Below are 18,253 nucleotides of genomic sequence, written 5' to 3' on the forward strand. Positions count from 1 at the left end.
TCATGACAAAATCAGTATTCAAAGAAGGTTTCTTATGGGGCGGCGCAACAGCGGCAAATCAATTAGAAGGAGCTTATCAAGCAGATGGCAAAGGCTTATCAGTAGCCGATGCCATGCCTGGTGGAAAACAACGCTGGTCTATTTTAGCCGGTGCAGAATTTGACTGGGAAATTGATGAAAGTAACTATATTTATCCCAATCATACAGGGATTGATCATTACCATCGCTTCAAAGAAGATATCGCTCTTTTTGCCAAAATGGGTTTCAAATGCTATCGCTTTTCGATTGCGTGGTCCCGCATTTTTCCAAATGGCGATGAAACTGCACCAAATGAAGCCGGCCTGCGTTTTTACGATGAATTAATTGACGAGTGCTTAAAATATGATATTGAACCTGTCGTGACAATTTCTCATTATGAAATGCCACTGCACTTGGCTAAAAAGTATGGTGGTTGGAAAAATCGTGAATTAGTCGCTTTTTACGAAAATTTTGCGACGGTGGTTTTAAACCGCTACTACCAAAAAGTAAAATATTGGATGACCTTTAACGAAATCAACTCTCCTTTTGAACTACCTGCTTTAAGTATGGGGATGGTCAAAAGTAATGGCGGTGGTGATTGGCAAAATATTTTCCAAGCGTGGCATCATCAATTTGTAGCTAGTGCTAAAGCAGTTAAAATTGGGCATGACTTAGATCCTCATTTGCAAATCGGCTGTATGATTATTTATGGGACAAGCTATAGTTATGATGCTAATCCCATCAATCAAGTGGCAACCATGATCCAAAATCAAGAGTTCAACTATTTTTGCGCGGATGTTCAAGTTAGAGGGCAATACCCGGCTTATGTAAAACGGATGTTTGAAAAATACAACGTGCAGCCGCTAGAAATGAAAGCAGATGATCTAGCTTTAATTGCCGCCCATACAGTCGACTACATTGGCTTTAGTTACTATATGTCAACGGCGATTAACGAAACGACGACCGCTGAAAAAGTGCAAGGGAATATTCTAGGCGGCGTGAAAAATCCATTCTTAAAAGCTAGCGACTGGGGCTGGCAAATTGATCCAGACGGTTTGCGTATCGCGTTAAATGAATTGTACAACCGTTACGAAAAACCACTTTTCATCGTTGAAAACGGCTTAGGCGCATATGATGAAGTAGATGAGAATTTCTACGTTGCTGATGATTACCGCATCGATTACTTGCGCAAACATATTAAAGCAATGGGCCAAGCCGTGGCAGACGGTGTCGATTTAATGGGCTACACACCGTGGGGCTGTATTGATTTAGTCAGTGCCTCAACAGGCGAAATGAGCAAACGCTACGGCTTTATATACGTGGACAAAGACGATGAGGGTAAAGGAACCTTCAATCGTTACGAGAAGAAATCTTTTGACTGGTACAAAAAAGTCATTGCCACAAATGGTGCCGATTTAGTCTAAAAAAATTGTAATGCAGACAACCAGAAAGCATCCATTCCTGAACTTTATCGGAATGGATGCTTTTTTTGTATCTAGCATTGCGAACTAACTCGCGGCGACAATAAGTCAAAATTTCAAGAAATTTGGAAAACAATTTATTGAAATTCTGTCTTATTGCTGACGAGTAAAACGAGTTCGCAAAGCTTTTTTTTGATCCAGTTATAGGAACTAACTCGCGGCAACAATAAACCAAAATCTTGCGAAATTTGAAGAACAATTTAGCAAGATTTCATTTTATTGCTTGCGAGCTAAACGAGTTCCTATAACTTTTCTTTAGATCCAGCTTCAAGCACCAACTCTTTGGGAAAAATTCAAAAATTTGATTCTGATAAAGAGCATCAGCATCCAAATTTCCGACATTTTTCCAAAGAGTTACCCAGCGCTTTCAGCTTTTCTTTTTGCAATAAAATGAAAAACAACTGTATTACTTTCAGAAACTGCGAAATCTTCTTAAAAGGGCATAAAATCGTTTTTGCGGGTTTTTTATCTTTTCGGATAAAAATTATCTAAAAAGATTAAAACTTCTTAGAAGTGAAAAAAACTGGGGAAAATTTGTTTTCTTCCTTAAAAAACGGTATAATAAACCTAACTGTGACTGGAGAAACGAGGGATGAAAATGAAAGCAAAAATCGCAATCACAGGAGACTACATGACCTTAGGACAAGTGCTAAAAGAAGTTAATGTGATTTCCAGTGGCGGACAAGCCAAATGGTATCTGGCTGAGAATACCGTTTTAGTTGACGGAGAGATTGAAAATCGCCGTGGCCGTAAGCTTTATCCAGGGATGATGGTAGAAATTCCCGACGAGGGGACTTTTTTTATGGCGCAAGCACAGGAAAAAGATAATGCGCCTGAATAATCTTTCTTTGCAGCACTTTCGCAATTATTCTGAGCTTGCGCTTCATTTTCCGCAAAATTTAACGATTTTTCTAGGAGAAAATGCGCAGGGAAAGACGAATATTTTGGAGAGTATTTACGTTTTAGCCATGACGCGAAGCCACCGGACCAATAATGAACAAGAGCTGATCGAATGGGGATCAGATTTTGCCAGCGTCAAAGGTGAGGTGCAAAAAAATCACAGTAAAGTGCCGTTAGAACTTTTGTTAACCAAAAAAGGCCGTAAGACCCGCATCAATCACATTGAGCAAAAAAAGTTGAGTAGTTATGTGGGTCAATTAAATGTGATTTTGTTTGCCCCAGAAGATTTGGCTTTGGTCAAAGGTAGCCCTGCTTTACGGCGAAAGTTCCTCGATATGGAAATTGGCCAGATTGATCCGATTTATTTATATGACCTCGTCCAGTACCAAAACGTTTTAAAGCAACGCAATCAATATTTAAAACAGCAAAAAAAAGTCGACATGCTTTATTTGAGCGTGTTAGACGATCAGCTGGTGGATTTTGGCAGCAAAGTTTTGTTAGCCCGCGCCAAGTTTGTCAAACGGTTAGAATATTGGGCTAATTTGTTGCATCAAAAAATCAGTCATGAAAAAGAGAATTTGACGCTAAGTTATGTCTCTACGATTGATTTTAGTTTAGAAGATGATTTAGAAGTGGTTAAGACGCGTTTTAAGTCTGTCTTGGAGAAAAACCAAGCAAGAGAATTGCAGCGCTTGACGACGCTGTCAGGACCCCATCGTGACGATTTGAGTTTTGCGATTAATGAAATTGATGTGCAGACGTATGGCTCACAAGGACAGCAGCGCACAACAGCCTTAAGTGTTAAATTGGCAGAAATTGATTTGATGCAAGAAGAAACCGGTGAATACCCGATCTTGTTACTAGATGATGTAATGAGTGAATTAGATGATTCCCGACAGCTGCATCTTTTAGAGACAATTGAAGGCAAAGTTCAGACTTTTCTCACCACCACGACACTTGATCATGTCAAAAATAAAATGACCGTGACGCCAACCATTTTTTATGTGGAAAAAGGTCACTTAAGCACTACGAAATAGATTATAAAAGAAATGAGGATCCCCATAGATGACAGAAGAAGAAAAAAGCTTAATTGAGCGTGCCAAGGAATATGACGCCAGTCAGATTCAGGTCTTAGAAGGTTTAGAAGCGGTACGCAAACGTCCTGGGATGTATATCGGCTCTACTAGTTCAGAAGGTTTACACCACCTTGTCTGGGAAATCGTTGATAATTCCATCGATGAAGCCTTAGCGGGTTTTGCTACTAAAATTCAAGTTATCATTGAAGAGGACAATTCCATTACCGTAACCGATGATGGTCGCGGAATTCCGGTTGATATTCAAGCTAAAACTGGTCGTCCCGCAGTAGAAACTGTTTATACGATTTTACATGCCGGTGGTAAATTTGGCGGTGGCGGCTACAAAGTTTCCGGTGGTCTTCACGGTGTGGGGGCTTCTGTTGTTAACGCCCTTTCCACAAAATTGAGAGTCAAAGTTTACAAAGAAGGCAAAGTTTATTTCCAAGAATATCGTCGCGGTGCTGTTGTGGATGATTTGAAAGTCATTGATGAAACAGATAAGCACGGGACAGAAGTTCGCTTTTGGCCAGATCCAGAAATTTTTACTGAAACGACAGTCTTTAACTTTGATAAATTGGCGACCCGTGTGCGGGAATTGGCCTTTTTAAATCGCGGCTTGAGAATCTCCATTGAAGATCGTAGAGAAGAAAAACCAGTCTTAAAGGAATATCACTACGAAGGCGGGATTAAAAGCTATGTGGAGCATTTAGACAAAAATAAAACAGTCTTGTTCCCAGACCCAATTTATTTGGAAGACCAACAGCAAGATATTGCCGTTGAAGTTTCTTTGCAATATACAGATGGCTATCACATGAATATTTTAAGTTTTGCCAACAACATTCATACGTATGAAGGCGGAACCCATGAATCAGGTTTTAAAACAGCTTTAACCCGGGTTATTAATGATTATGCCCGCAAGCAAAAAATTATGAAAGACAACGATGACAATCTTTCCGGTGAAGATGTGCGGGAAGGTTTGACAGCAGTTATCTCGATTAAGCATCCAGATCCACAATTTGAAGGACAAACCAAAACGAAATTAGGTAACTCTGAAGTTAGAACGATTGTTGATCGTCTATTTTCAGAACACTTTATGAAATTCTTGATGGAAAATCCAACGGTCGGCCGTCAAATCGTCGACAAAGGGATGCTCGCTTCAAGAGCACGTCAAGCAGCTAAACGCGCCAGAGAAATGACACGACGCAAAGGTGCTTTAGAAATTAGTAACCTGCCAGGTAAATTAGCGGACTGTTCTTCTAATGATCCGGAACGTTGCGAATTATTTATCGTCGAAGGAGACTCTGCCGGCGGTTCAGCAAAACAAGGTCGTAACCGGGAATTTCAAGCGATTTTACCAATTCGCGGTAAAATCTTGAACGTGGAAAAAGCTTCCATGGATAAAATTTTGGCTAACGAAGAAATTCGTTCACTTTTTACAGCAATGGGTACTGGTTTTGGTGCTGATTTTGACGTATCAAAAGCTCGTTACCACAAATTAGTTATCATGACTGATGCCGATGTCGATGGTGCCCACATTCGGACGTTGCTATTGACCCTGTTTTATCGTTATATGCGTCCGATTGTGGAAGCAGGATACGTATATATCGCACAACCACCGTTGTATGGTGTCAAACAAGGAAAAAATATCACCTATGTACAGCCAGGTAAAGATGCCGATGAACGTTTGCAACAAATTATGAACGAATTACCAAAAACACCAAAACCAACTATTCAACGATACAAAGGTTTGGGGGAAATGGATGACCATCAATTATGGGAAACCACGATGGACCCAGATAATCGTTTGATGTTGCGGGTTTCAGTGGACGATGCGATCGAAGCAGACCAAGTTTTTGAAATGTTAATGGGGGATCGCGTGGAACCACGCCGCGCTTTCATTGAAGAAAACGCCCACTATGTACAAAACTTGGATATTTAAAACTTGTTTTTTGAAATTCTTTTGAAATTATGATGAGGCTCTACCTTTTTTGCAATCTAAAATGAGGTCGTCATGATCCATTTGATTTTGCAAAGGTTAAAGCCAATCAATTATTTTTGCTAGAAAAGTCGAGTTTAAACAACAACAGCATTTTTATTTTAGCGCTGCTAAAGGCAGTCAAAGACCGCTGGTGTTGTTTAAACATCTCAGTTAGGAGTGAAACACTTGGAAGATAATAAAGCCCATATTCATGACGTCAATTTGAGTAGTGAAATGAAAAACTCATTTATCGATTACGCCATGAGTGTTATTGTAGCGCGGGCATTGCCAGACGTTCGGGATGGTTTAAAACCGGTTCACCGCCGGATTTTATATGGGATGAATGAATTAGGTGTAACGCCAGACAAACCCCATAAAAAATCAGCCAGAATCGTCGGGGACGTTATGGGTAAATATCACCCCCACGGCGACTCTGCGATTTATGAGTCCATGGTACGGATGGCGCAACCATTTAGCTATCGTTATATGTTAGTAGACGGGCATGGTAACTTTGGTTCTGTCGATGGTGACGGAGCTGCTGCTATGCGGTATACCGAAGCTAGAATGAGTAAATTAGCTTTGGAAATGTTGCGAGACATCAATAAAGATACGGTTGATTTCACCAGCAACTACGATGATACCGAACGTGAACCAGAAGTTTTACCCGCAAGATTTCCTAATCTGTTAGTTAACGGAACTACTGGGATTGCTGTTGGGATGGCAACCAATATTCCACCTCATAATTTAAACGAAGTAACCGCAGCGATTAATTTATTAATGGAAAATCCGGACGTGACAACCAATGAATTGATGGAAGTTTTACCCGGACCAGATTTCCCAACCGGTGGTTTAGTCATGGGTAAATCCGGTATTCGCCGTGCCTATGAAACAGGGAAAGGTTCCATTACCGTGCGCGGTCGCGTTGAAGTTATGGACATGCCAAACGGCAAAGAACGAATTTTAGTGACAGAATTGCCTTACATGGTCAATAAAGCGAAATTGATTGAACGTATCTCCGAGTTACATCGAGATAAACGAATTGAAGGCATCACGGATTTACGGGATGAATCAAGCCGCGAAGGGATGCGGATTGTCATTGACGTACGCCGGGATGTTTCAGCTTCTGTTATTTTGAATAACCTTTACAAATTAACAGCGCTGCAATCTTCTTTTGGCTTTAACATGTTGGCTATTGAAAAAGGCGTACCAAAGATTTTAAGCTTAAAACGCATTTTGGAAAACTATGTGGAGCACCAACAAGAAGTGGTGACTCGCAGAACAGCCTTTGATAAAGCCAAAGCAGAAGCTCGTGCTCATATTTTAGAGGGCTTGCGGATCGCCTTAGATCACATTGATGAAATTATTGCGATCATTCGTAGATCCAATACCGATGATGAAGCTAAAAATACTTTAATGGCAAAATTCGAATTGTCCGACCGCCAAGCGCAAGCGATTTTAGATATGCGCTTACGTCGTTTAACCGGTTTGGAACGGGACAAAATCGAAAAAGAATACCAAGAACTATTGGCTCTAATTAAAGATTTAGCTGACATTTTAGCGCGTCCAGAACGTGTAAATGAAATCATTCAAACTGAATTAGGTGAATTAACCCAACGCTTTGGAGACAAACGCCGGACAGAACTTTTAGTCGGTGAAGTGCTAAGTTTAGAAGACGAAGACTTAATCGAAGAAGAAGAAGTTGTGATTACATTGACCAACAACGGTTATATCAAACGACTAGCCAACAGCGAATTTCGCGCGCAACGTCGTGGTGGCCGTGGCGTTCAGGGAATGGGTGTTCACGATGAAGACTTCGTGAAAACTTTAGTTTCTTGTTCAACTCATGATACATTGCTATTTTTCACCAATGCCGGTAAAGTTTACAAAGCCAAAGGATATGAAATTCCAGAATACGGCAGGACTGCAAAAGGAATTCCAGTTATCAACTTATTAGGTATTGATTCTGCCGAAAAAATTCAGACAATTATTGCGGTTAGTGGTCAAAGCGATAATAAATATCTGTTCTTTACGACCTTATTAGGGGTAGTAAAACGAACTTCTGTGGATGCCTTTAGCAATATTCGCAGTAACGGTTTAATTGCCATTAATTTAAAAGAAAACGATGAATTAGTCGATGTTTTAGAAACAAGCGGCGACGACACCATGATTATTGGTACCCATGCTGGTTATTCGGTTACCTTTAAAGAAGAAGCGGTCCGCGATATGGGACGAACGGCCTCAGGTGTTCGGGGGATTCGCTTAAGAGAAAATGATTTTGTCGTTGGCGTTTCAGTTATCACAGACGATAAAGAAGTATTGGTGATTACAGAAAACGGTTATGGCAAGCGCACAGCAGGCGCTGAGTACCCTGTCAAAGGTCGTGGGGGTAAAGGGATTAAAACTGCCAATATCACCCCTAAAAATGGTCCATTAGCTGGTTTAACGACAGTTGGTGGTGACGAAGATATTATGCTTGTAACCAATAAGGGTGTTATTATCCGCTTTAACGTTGCTTCTGTTTCACAAACCGGTCGCGCAACATTAGGTGTCCGCTTAATGAAACTAGAAAACGATGCGAAAGTAGTCACGATGGCTGCTGTGGAAGCAGAACCAGAACCAGAAACAGAGTCAGTTGAAACGACGGAAACGTCAGATGCAACAATTGATGCTAAGGCAGATACAAATAGCCCAGCAACAAATGATGCAGGCGATGAAGATTCCGCTGAATAAAAAAATTCATTGCAACACCCTTCGCAAAAGAGAAAATTTTGCGAGGGGTGTTTTTTTACAATTAACAAGAAGGAAGAGATCAAACTTTAAGGAAATTTGAATAGCGGTGTATGGAAGGCTCGGCTTATTACTGGTGAGTTTGGCGAGTGCATTCAGCTTTTCTATAATCAAATGCGATTAAGAAAATGCAAATTGTGGAAAAATTTTTTGAACGCATTTTTTAAAAGTTATCCACTGTGGAAAACTGATTTTTTTATTTCATTTGTATTTAAAATTTTGAATCGTTTTTAGTAAAGACTGATACTGGTGCGATTGGTTGTAGTCTTATAGCAGGGTAATGGGTTAAGCGAAAAAATCTGCTGAATTTTTTTGTCTAGATGAAATTGAACAAAAATAGCGTAGATAATGATGGAGACGTTGAAACAAGCTTAAGCTGCCAATAAAAAACTCTTGCGCAAATGGCCTTTTTCCTGTATAATTCTACTTTGTGAGTAGTCTCAATGATACTCTCTCTGCTCTTAGGAAGCTAAGGGCCTAAAGTCCATAGGGAGGTGAAAAATCAATGGAAAACACGAAGTATGAAATCATGTACATCATTCGTCCAAACATTGATGAAGAAGCAAAAACTGCTTTGATCGAACGTTTTGATGCAATCTTAAAAGACAACGGCGCTGAAGTTGTTGAATCAAAAGATTGGGAAAAACGCCGTCTAGCGTATGAAATGAACGGATTCCGTGAAGGTATCTATCATATCGTCAAAGTTACTTCTCCATCAGATGCTGCAGCGATCAATGAATTTGACCGTTTAGCAAAGATCAACGACGGAATTTTGCGTCACATGATCGTTAAGGAAGAAGCTTAATATTGTTTCACGTGAAACAAATCTATGACGAGGAGATGAACCGGTTTGATTAACAATGTCGTTTTAGTCGGTAGATTAACAAAAGATCCTGATTTGCGCTACACAGGCAATGGTGCTGCAGTTGCGACTTTTACTCTAGCAGTAAATCGTAATTTCACGAACCAAAGCGGTGATCGCGAAGCAGATTTTATCAATTGTGTAATCTGGCGTAAACCAGCCGAAACTTTAGCAAATTATGCCCGCAAAGGAACGCTGCTAGGAGTTACTGGCCGCATTCAAACTCGGAATTATGAAAACCAACAAGGTCAACGTGTTTACGTGACTGAAGTGGTTGCTGAAAACTTCCAATTATTAGAATCACGTTCTGCCAATGAACAACGTCAACAAAGTGGCGGTAGTACTACCACGAATGGTGGCGGTGGTTTCAACAATAATTATGGTGGTGCCAGCCAACAAAACAATTTTAATCAAAACCAACCTTCTCAAAACAACGGAATGCCGAGTTTTGATCGCGACACTTCTGATCCATTCGGGTCTGACGCATCAACCATCGACATTTCAGACGATGATTTACCATTCTAAGCAATTGATAGGAGGGAAATAGGATGGCACAACAAAGAAGAGGCGGACGTAAACGTCGCAAAGTAGACTATATCGCAGCTAACCACATCGAACACATCGATTACAAAGATATCGAATTGTTAAAACGATTCATTTCAGAACGCGGTAAAATTTTACCACGTCGTGTAACTGGTACTGGCGCGAAAAACCAACGTAAATTAACCGTAGCGATCAAACGCGCACGGATTATGGGCTTACTACCTTTCGTAAGCGAAGACTAAAAATTATTTTAAGAGGTTGAAAGAAAAGTCATTTTGACGATTCTTTCAACCTCTTTTTTTGTCTAGCAAGAAAATATGAAATTTCATGAGAAAAATATTGATTTGACTGTCGCCGGCTGTCTAGCTTCATACATAACATTTTAGGTAGCAATCAATCAAAAGCTTGAGAAATTTGAGGAATTTTTATTGAAATTCAATATTATTTTGGTATGTAAGCAACGTTGCACAGCTGTTCATGCTAGCCCAAATAATTTAGCTTCTTCTATAAGCCTAGAAAAGGAATATTAGAAGTTAAAGTACTGGAAATTTTACTACGTGACAAATAAAATAGCTTATAAAATTAGTCCTTTTAATTTGCTTTATTTAATACTTGAGGAGAATTCTTTTAAGATTATTCCCTACTTTCAGGCTGCTCTATTTGCAAACTTTGTTTTTTTATAGTTAGAGATTCAGTTACTTGAAATAGATAATTCAAAATTTGTAAAAGAAAATAATTTGTCCAATTTAAAAAAATTGAAAGTCAGGCAATAGAAAAAAAGCTCAAATTCACCTATTTATCCACAATCTTAAAAATAGTACAATCCAGTGTTGGATCGCTAAAAAACCGCAAGATAAACACAAAATACCAAAAAACTTATCCACACTGTGGAAAACTATTCTATTTACTAATAATGAGAAAAATAAGTTTGTGCAAAGTAGCGCAAACTGATTATACAGCAGTTGAATACTTATGCATGTAATTCTAAAATGTTATTTAAAAAGATTGTATAGCCGATTACTATTAATACGAATCTTGTAAAAAAATATCGGTAATGACTACTCTTTGCGCTAAATTATAAGTAAGGAGTAGCTAAAGTGAAAAAATGCTGAACTATTGCAAGGAGGTAATAAGTTACTCCCAGAAGATAATCAAATGATATGTAACTAGTCATAGTGTAACTCTTGACAGTCAGCTACGGTCTGTTTGTAATTTTAAAAATGTTTCATGTGAAACATTTTAAAAGGGGAAATGTAGTTCAGTCGCAATGTTTCACGTGAAACATTTGATTGCTGCGTATAAAAAGACTAAAAATCGCGCTATTATAGGATTTATGATAAAATGGAGGGTAGCAAAATGAAATGTTTGCTGGTTTTGTTAGAGAATATTTTTACGTCAGTCAAATTGTTTACGTGAGGTAACCGTCTTACTTAAAAGCAATAAGATAGGATGAAATGACGTTAAAATGAGGAGTAAACTATGAAAAAATACCCTTTTCTAAAAGTGATGGTGCTAGTTTTCATTGTAGAATTCATCTGTTTGGTGTTTAATCCCAATTTATGGGTGAACCTGGTTCTTTTTGCTGCGATAAATGTCTTTGTCTATTATGTTTATTATACGTTGCAAAATTTACAAGCTTTGACAGATGATCAACGAATTCGAAAATCGGCACAAATTGCTATTGATAACTCTAAGTTTTTGTCTAGTGTTTCCCCTTCGATTATCTTTATTTATCAGCCAAAAACGTTTCGTTTGGATTGGATGAATCATCGGGCATTAGATTTGAACGAACAAGTAGGGCAAGATTTGCTGTGGGATAAGACGTTGAAGCCGCTTTTAGTCGGTAGTAAAGACGAGGGTACTTTGCGAGTTTCTGATAAAAGTTTTGAATATATCATTGATCGGCAAAAAAATATTGTCTTTTTACTAGATAAAACGACAGAAGTCGCTGCGCAAAATTATCAAGCCAGTCAACAAACTGCAATTGGCATTATCTCAGTTGATAATTACGATGACGTTGTAGATAAAATGGATGCCAAAGAGACTTCGTACTTAAACTCGTTTGTGACGACCTTCATCTCCGATTGGTCAGATGAATACGGTATTTATTTGAAACGACTGAACGCGGAACGTTTTTATTTTGTGGCCCACGCCTCTGATATTAAGAAAATGGCACAAGAACAGTTTTCTTTATTGGATAAGATCCGGACAGCAGCCGAAGAGCAATCTATTCCTTTAACAATTAGTATGGGAATTAGTTATGGCGATCAAACCGGTGAAAAAATTGGGGAAGTTTCTCAAACTTGTTTAGATATTGCTTTGGTACGCGGGGGCGATCAAGTTGTAGTTAAAGAAGCCAACGATGAAGCGAAGCCGAAATTTTATGGCGGGAAGACTGCCAGCGTTACAAAGAGAACACGCGTTCGTTCGCGAGCAATGGGAACTGCGCTGAATAAAATTTTAGCTGCTGCTGAAGATATTTATATCATGGGGCATCGTTATCCGGATATGGATGCGATTGGTTCAGCCTATGGTGTGGCGACCTTAGCCGATTTTCAAGGGAAAACCAGTTATGTGGTCATCAATGAAAATGAGTTGATTCCTGATGTGGAACGCTGTTTACAAGAGATCCATAAAGACGAAGAACTAGAAGGCCATTTAATCTCGGTTAAACAGGCTCTAGGACAGATTAAGCAAAATAGCCTACTTGTGATGGTGGATTACCACAAACCGTCGCTATCGATCTCTCAGGAGCTTTATGAGAAATTTGACAAGGTAGTGATTATCGATCATCATCGCCGGGGCGAAGAATTCCCGACACAACCCCTGTTGACCTATATTGAATCTTCCGCTTCTTCTGCTTCGGAATTAGTAGGAGAGTTAATTCAATATCAAAGTAGCACCAAAAAACAAATGGATAAAATGACTGCGACGTTATTATTAGCCGGAATTTTTGTCGATACGAAGAATTTTTCTGTCCGTACCAGTTCTAGAACTTTTGACATTGCAAGTTATTTAAAATCAAAAGGAGCCAATGGTGAATTGGTGCAATACATCCTAAGTTCGGATTTAACTTCATTTTTAGAGATTAGTGAATTGGTTTCAAAAAGTGAATTTATTGATCAAGATATTGTGGTGGCTTGCGCTAGTGAAGATAAGATTTACGATAGTGTAACGACTGCCAAAACAGCCGATACCTTACTTTCTATGAATGATGTTCAGGCTTCTTTTGTAATCACGAAGCGCCAAGATGGATTAGTTGGTATTTCGGCGCGAAGTAATGGCAAAATAAATGTCCAATCTATTATGGAAGATTTGGGCGGTGGCGGTCATTTTACCAATGCGGCCACACAAATCAAAGAGAAATCCCTTAACGAAGTGAAAACAATGCTTTATAATGAGATACAACATAGTCTAAAACAAGAATAATTGCTGCTGTCTGAAATTGTTTTACAGTAACAGCAAGAAAAAAACAGTTTAAAACAGCGGGATTATAAAAATTTAGGACTTGATTTGACCTTTCACAAAATGCATAATGTCAGAAAATTTTTAGCCTGACTGGCAGATGTCTGTAAACAAGGTCGAATAAACAGCTTTACAAGGAGGAAATTAACATGAAAGTTATTTTTTTAGCTGATGTAAAAGGTAAAGGTAAAAAAGGCGAAATCAAAGAAGTACCCACTGGTTACGCACAAAACTATTTAATTAAAAATAAATTGGCACAAGAAGCCAATAAAGGAAATGTCGCTGAATTAGCAGCCAAAAAGAAAGCGCAAGACAAGCACGATGCTGAAATTTTGGCCGAAGCAAAAGCATTAAAAGAAACATTAGAAAAAGAAGAAACAGTGATTGAATTAAAAGCCAAAGCTGGCGAGGACGGCCGTCTATTTGGGTCAATTCCTTCAAAACAAATCGCCACTGCTTTAGAAAAACAATACAATGTCAAAATTGACAAACGCAAAATCGAGTTGGAAAATCCAATTCGCTCCCTTGGCTTCACCAATGTGCCGGCTAAGTTGCATCCTGATGTCGTCGCAACGTTGAAAGTTCATGTTGGAGAAGAATAAATTTTAACCAATAACGCTTTCTTGCAGTAGTAGATCTGTGGCAACAAGCCGAAATTACCGCGGAATTTAGAAATAAAACAGGCAAACAAACTTCCAACTGTAGATTAAAAATCGAATGTTTGGAAGTTTGTTTTTTTATCAGGACTGATACGATTTGCTGATAAAATTAGGTTTCCAGCATGACGCACGAACTCTTTAAGCTTTCCTTCTCAGACCAAAGGCTGATTTTTATTCTTCGTAGCAGAAAATAATTGCTCACCAATACTATGTCATGTATAGTATCATGTGTAAGGTAATAATAAAGGCGGTGATAACTTGGATAGTCAATTAAAAAGAGGCCTATTGGAATACTGTGTATTGGCGTTTTTATTGCAGCAAGATTCTTATGGCTATGAAATTGTTAAAAATATCTCGCCTATCATTCACATCAGTGAGTCCACGTTGTATCCGATTTTGAAACGATTGGAAAAACAGCAGTTAGTTGAGACGTATAAAGAAGAATTTAACGGTCGATTACGAAAATATTATCGTATCACAGCAAAAGGGCAGCAGAATTTGAAGATTTTTTATAAGGGTAAAAAACAAGTTGTCTCAATTTATGAGTACATTGGAAGGAGTTTGACGCAAAATGGATAGAAGACAGTTTTTAGCGAATTTGATGGCAGCGTTGCCGGCAGGCGTCGATCAATTAGAAGCCTCAGAATTTATTGATTATTATGATGAAGTTATCCGAGATTTTATTGCAGATGGCTATACTGAAGCAGAAGCTGTTGCGATGGTAGGTGATTCGGCTGAAATCGTGGCACAATCTGAATTTTTCAAAGGAGATTTTTTGCGAAATACACCCCAAACTGCGGTGAAAAAAGTTGCACCTTGGGTAATTATTTTATTAATTCTCGGCTTTCCTTTGTGGGGCAGTTTAGCGCTAGCCGCGTTTTGTTTATTTATTAGTGCCTACATCATTTTATGGGTGCCGTTAATTATTACCGGCAGTTTCACCTTAGCTGGCATTATCGGAGGACCCTTTGCAATGCTGACTTCTTTTTTTGCTTTTGGTGATGGTCTGGGAATTGGTTTGCTTCAATTTGGCAGTGGTGCATTGCTTTTAGGGTTAGGTTTAATTTGTGGTGTGATTACTTGGAAAATTGGCGGTAGTCTTTTGAAGATCACCTTTAATTTGACCAAATTTATCATTGGCAAAATGAAAGGCCAGGTGACTGCTTATGGATTTTAAACGTATCGTAAAACTTGGCGTAGTTTGTATTGGCATAGGTTTTGTGTCTATTGCGGCAGCGTTTATCATATCCGGTGGCGATTTACAGGCGATTTCTGGTGGCCATCAAGATGCTTGGTACCGCGTAATTCGTTTTGATTCTGATGATTTTAGCGACACAAAACATGAAGATGAATGGGAAAAAGTAGAACACAAGTTAGACAATATGTTTGAAGACTAAAACTGTTTCTCGGTTCAGTTTACTAAAATTAATTGCCTACAATGGGCTTTTCAAGGAGCGCATTTGGTAAAGTGGAGAATATAGGTCAACCATTTCTCTGAAATAAAAAAATAAGACTAAAAAACACCAATTTCTGTTTGACGCAACGTATTTTTTCGTCAGAAGAAGTTGGTTTTTTTGTCTTTATATTGCAATCAGAAAAGCATCCTAAATCAGACTGTTTTTTTGTATCAGTAAACTTAGGAAATTTAAAAATCAGTGGAAGAATCAAGGGAAAGCCATAATGCTGGGCGCAAACCACCACTATTATCACCTGTTAGCGGGTGAATGGTGGTGCTACTGTAGTGATCTGTTTTATTACCCTGAATTCCGACGTTGCCGTCACCGTGTATATAAATTGCCCGCTGCAAATCGCGCCCAGGAGTACGCAGCCACCACCACCAAATATGCTGATCATAAAAGGCGCGGCGTTGATCATTATTTGGATCTTTCTTTTGGAACCAATACCGCTGTTTCGGGCTTTTTTGCATAAGGTTTTTGCTGCTGTCACCAAAATAGTGGCAGACCACTTCTTCTAAGCTTAGCAGGAAAATGTGATCGTAGGTCTTATTGCCGCCAGTAACGTTGTACCAGGGATTATCAGCTGTCAAAATTTCAGTAGTTAAAATTTTTGCCCTATTTTGAGGTGCAAATGATTGGTAGAAGGTGTCGTTTAAATAGGCTCTTACTCCACTGGTTTCCCAAGTGACATCTCCTTTTTTGTGATGATAGGGACGCTGCTGGATAATATCTTCTGTTATCAATAAGAGGCGCCGCTCCTCTTTTGCTAATATCCGCCAAGTAAAACGATCAAAAGTCAGTGTATCGCCAATTTCCATAGTCGTCTCCTTTTTAGTTAGGCCGTTAAGTCATTTTAATTCTGACTAAAAGATAGAAAAAAGGCCTACTTTTTATAATGATATTTTAATTTTAGCATAAAAGCGTATCCGTTACAGTTGCCAGAACAACTCAGAAATAAAAAAGCTTAAAAATAAAAGATTATATCCGGTATAATAAGGACACGTTGCAAGTGGATCGCTATTTTTACTTTTTATAAAAGAAGCCATTGCAAAATTTATGCGTGTTTTTAGTTGTGGGACTAAAAATAGGTTAGAAAAAATGAATAACTAAAATTGATGAGGTGTAAAAATGTCACAAGAAATGATTTTAGTCATAACGCTCGCAGTCTTTGTACCGGTGGTGTTAGTTGCGCTGAATTACCGGTCTAGGATGAAGTTAAAACAAAGTATCCGACAAAAATGGGGGACACAGCCATATCAAAGCCGGCTTGATCAAGAGGAAAGTTTGAAAGAAGCCTGGCTGGAAGAAAAGAAATATCATCACTATGAAGCAGAAGTCGATGATTTGACTTGGTATGATTTAGATATGGCTAGTATTTTTGCCTTGTTGAACAATACTTACTCCAGCGTAGGTTCAGAAGCTCTTTACAAGCGTTTGCGCAATTACAACTTTAACGATCAAAAACGCTATGAAGCCTTAATCAAATTTTTTGCTGAAAACTCAGCGACAAGAGAAAAAGTGCAATATCTTTTTGCAAATTTAGGGAAACAAGACAATAATTTTTCCAAGCAATATCTGGCAGAAGGTGGTAAAAATAAATTACCAAACACATGGCTATATGTTATTTTAGGATGTATACCAATTTTGGCGATTTTAGCGTTGCCATTGCAACCAGCTTTATTTTTAATTGTTATTTTATTAAGCTTCTTTTTAAATGTAATCCTCTATTTCACCCAAAAATTTCGTTTGGAAAGAGAACTGGCAATCATGCGTTATCTGGTGCAAACGCTGGTTTTGGCTAAAAAATTAAGCAAAGTTGCAACCCCGTTACAAGCCGACATAAAAGAAAAAGTAAAACCCTTTAAAGGCATTGAAAAATTCGCTTTTTCTTTTCGCGTCAAAGGAAATTCAGAAGCCGAAATTTTATTTGAACTGGTTAATATGATCTTTTTATTGCCGTTGATTTCTTATAATTATGTATTAGGAAAAATTGCGCGGTACAATAAAGCGGCCATCTCACTATGGGATAATTTAGGGGATTTAGAAGTTGCCTTAGCGATTTTGAATTTTCGGACGTATATGCCCTTAACGTGTCAGCCTGTGGTAAAAGAAGGTGGTGTCGTTGCACAAGCGATTTATCATCCTTTAATTCAACATGCCGTGGCTAATCCAGTCGACTGGCAAAAAAATACGCTCGTAACAGGCTCCAATGCTTCAGGAAAATCCACTTATGTCAAAAGTATCGCAATCAACTGCATTTTAGCGCAATCGATTAATACCGCAACTGCTGAATCCTTCACATTAGAACCAGGGCATGTATTAAGTTCGATGGCTGTTGAAGATGATTTATTTGAAGGAGATAGCTATTTTGTGGCTGAGATCAAATCAATTAAACGTTTATTGGACAAAGTTGCAACCAACGAACGCTGTTATTGCTTTATTGATGAAATTTTAAAAGGTACCAATACGATCGAACGAATTGCTGCCTCCAGCAGTGTAGTAGAGTGGTTATCACAACAAGCTAGCTTGGCCTTTGTCGCAACTCACGACATCGAACTAACCGAAATTTTGAAAAACAGTTGTGACAATCTCCATTTTGAAGAACAAGTCACCGCTGAAAATGGTATCACATTTGACTATCGCTTGCGTCAAGGCGCAGCAAAATCCCGCAACGCCATCGCGTTACTTGGCGTTTTAGGCTACCCTGCTACATTAGTTGCAAATGCTAAAAAAGAAGCGGCTTATTTTGATCAGAAAAAAAGTTGGCAAGTGTTGGCGTAAGGGGGATAAAAAATCAAAATATGTTATTGAATAATAATTTCTATAAAAATAAGAATTTTATAAAAACAATCTTGTTTTTGTAGAATTCTTATTTTTATTATGTATATTCTTAAAGAACATATATACAATAACGTTCTTTTGTTGTTCATAAAAATAGGATAGTAAAGAAAAATAACTAGCATTTATTTTTTATAAATTGCAACAAGTTTTTGTAAACGCTATCACTTGTTGCAATATATTGTGATA

General features: G+C 38.5%; 15 protein-coding genes. 14 read left to right on the forward strand and 1 reads right to left on the reverse strand.

The genetic code is table 11. The features are described from left to right. The first annotated feature begins 2 nt into the window (after positions 1-2). From JZO76_RS04220 to JZO76_RS04280, 13 genes are all read left to right on the forward strand, one after another. A complete protein-coding gene (locus tag JZO76_RS04220) occupies positions 3-1,442 on the forward strand; it encodes a glycoside hydrolase family 1 protein (RefSeq protein ID WP_206902933.1) in 1,440 nt (479 codons plus the stop codon). 655 nt (positions 1,443-2,097) lie between these two features. Beyond that, positions 2,098-2,340, forward strand: coding sequence for a S4 domain-containing protein YaaA (gene yaaA / locus JZO76_RS04225; protein WP_206903063.1), 243 nt, complete (start codon positions 2,098-2,100; stop codon positions 2,338-2,340). After that, the gene (gene recF / locus JZO76_RS04230) at positions 2,327-3,436 is read left to right on the forward strand and encodes a DNA replication/repair protein RecF (protein WP_206902934.1); all 1,110 of its coding nucleotides are present in this window, start codon (positions 2,327-2,329) and stop codon (positions 3,434-3,436) included. Before yaaA ends, recF begins: the two co-directional genes overlap by 14 nt. A gap of 28 nt (positions 3,437-3,464) precedes the next feature. Continuing rightward, positions 3,465-5,414 carry a DNA topoisomerase (ATP-hydrolyzing) subunit B gene (gene gyrB, locus JZO76_RS04235; protein ID WP_206902935.1) on the forward strand — a complete coding sequence of 650 codons (1,950 nt, stop codon included), beginning with the start codon at positions 3,465-3,467 and terminating at the stop codon, positions 5,412-5,414. A gap of 273 nt (positions 5,415-5,687) precedes the next feature. Next, on the forward strand, positions 5,688-8,183 hold the full coding sequence (gyrA, locus tag JZO76_RS04240; protein WP_242595789.1) for a DNA gyrase subunit A: 2,496 nt from the start codon (positions 5,688-5,690) through the stop codon (positions 8,181-8,183). Between the two features lie 562 nt (positions 8,184-8,745). Next, positions 8,746-9,045 (forward strand): 30S ribosomal protein S6, encoded by a 300-nt coding sequence (rpsF, locus tag JZO76_RS04245; RefSeq protein WP_173101904.1) that lies wholly within the window; start codon positions 8,746-8,748, stop codon positions 9,043-9,045. A 45-nt stretch (positions 9,046-9,090) separates the two neighbouring features. After that, positions 9,091-9,627 (forward strand): single-stranded DNA-binding protein, encoded by a 537-nt coding sequence (gene ssb / locus JZO76_RS04250; protein ID WP_206902936.1) that lies wholly within the window; start codon positions 9,091-9,093, stop codon positions 9,625-9,627. 23 nt (positions 9,628-9,650) lie between these two features. Continuing rightward, complete coding sequence (gene rpsR / locus JZO76_RS04255) at positions 9,651-9,887, forward strand: 30S ribosomal protein S18 (RefSeq protein WP_206902937.1); 237 nt, start codon at positions 9,651-9,653, stop codon at positions 9,885-9,887. A gap of 1,237 nt (positions 9,888-11,124) precedes the next feature. Then, positions 11,125-13,074 carry a DHH family phosphoesterase gene (locus tag JZO76_RS04260; protein ID WP_206902938.1) on the forward strand — a complete coding sequence of 650 codons (1,950 nt, stop codon included), beginning with the start codon at positions 11,125-11,127 and terminating at the stop codon, positions 13,072-13,074. A 185-nt stretch (positions 13,075-13,259) separates the two neighbouring features. Further along, positions 13,260-13,712 (forward strand): 50S ribosomal protein L9, encoded by a 453-nt coding sequence (gene rplI, locus JZO76_RS04265; RefSeq protein WP_206902939.1) that lies wholly within the window; start codon positions 13,260-13,262, stop codon positions 13,710-13,712. 315 nt (positions 13,713-14,027) lie between these two features. Then, complete coding sequence (locus JZO76_RS04270) at positions 14,028-14,348, forward strand: PadR family transcriptional regulator (protein ID WP_206902940.1); 321 nt, start codon at positions 14,028-14,030, stop codon at positions 14,346-14,348. Beyond that, positions 14,341-14,946, forward strand: a complete 606-nt coding sequence (locus tag JZO76_RS04275; protein ID WP_206902941.1) for a DUF1700 domain-containing protein — start codon at positions 14,341-14,343, stop codon at positions 14,944-14,946. Before JZO76_RS04270 ends, JZO76_RS04275 begins: the two co-directional genes overlap by 8 nt. Next, entirely contained in the window at positions 14,936-15,166 is a 231-nt protein-coding gene (locus tag JZO76_RS04280) for a hypothetical protein (protein WP_206902942.1), read from the forward strand. The genes JZO76_RS04275 and JZO76_RS04280 overlap by 11 nt, the downstream gene beginning before the upstream one ends. A 248-nt stretch (positions 15,167-15,414) precedes the next feature. Here JZO76_RS04280 and JZO76_RS04285 read toward each other — a convergent pair whose 3' ends face one another. Continuing rightward, positions 15,415-16,044, reverse strand: a complete 630-nt coding sequence (locus tag JZO76_RS04285) for a DUF6273 domain-containing protein (protein WP_206902943.1) — start codon at positions 16,042-16,044, stop codon at positions 15,415-15,417. A 310-nt stretch (positions 16,045-16,354) separates the two neighbouring features. On the opposite strand from JZO76_RS04285, the gene JZO76_RS04290 reads away from it, so the two are divergent. Beyond that, positions 16,355-18,007 (forward strand): MutS-related protein, encoded by a 1,653-nt coding sequence (locus JZO76_RS04290; protein WP_206902944.1) that lies wholly within the window; start codon positions 16,355-16,357, stop codon positions 18,005-18,007. Positions 18,008-18,253: the final 246 nt, after the last annotated feature.

The organism is Candidatus Enterococcus myersii, from assembly GCF_017316025.1.
GTDB lineage: Bacteria > Bacillota > Bacilli > Lactobacillales > Enterococcaceae > Enterococcus_C > Enterococcus_C montenegrensis.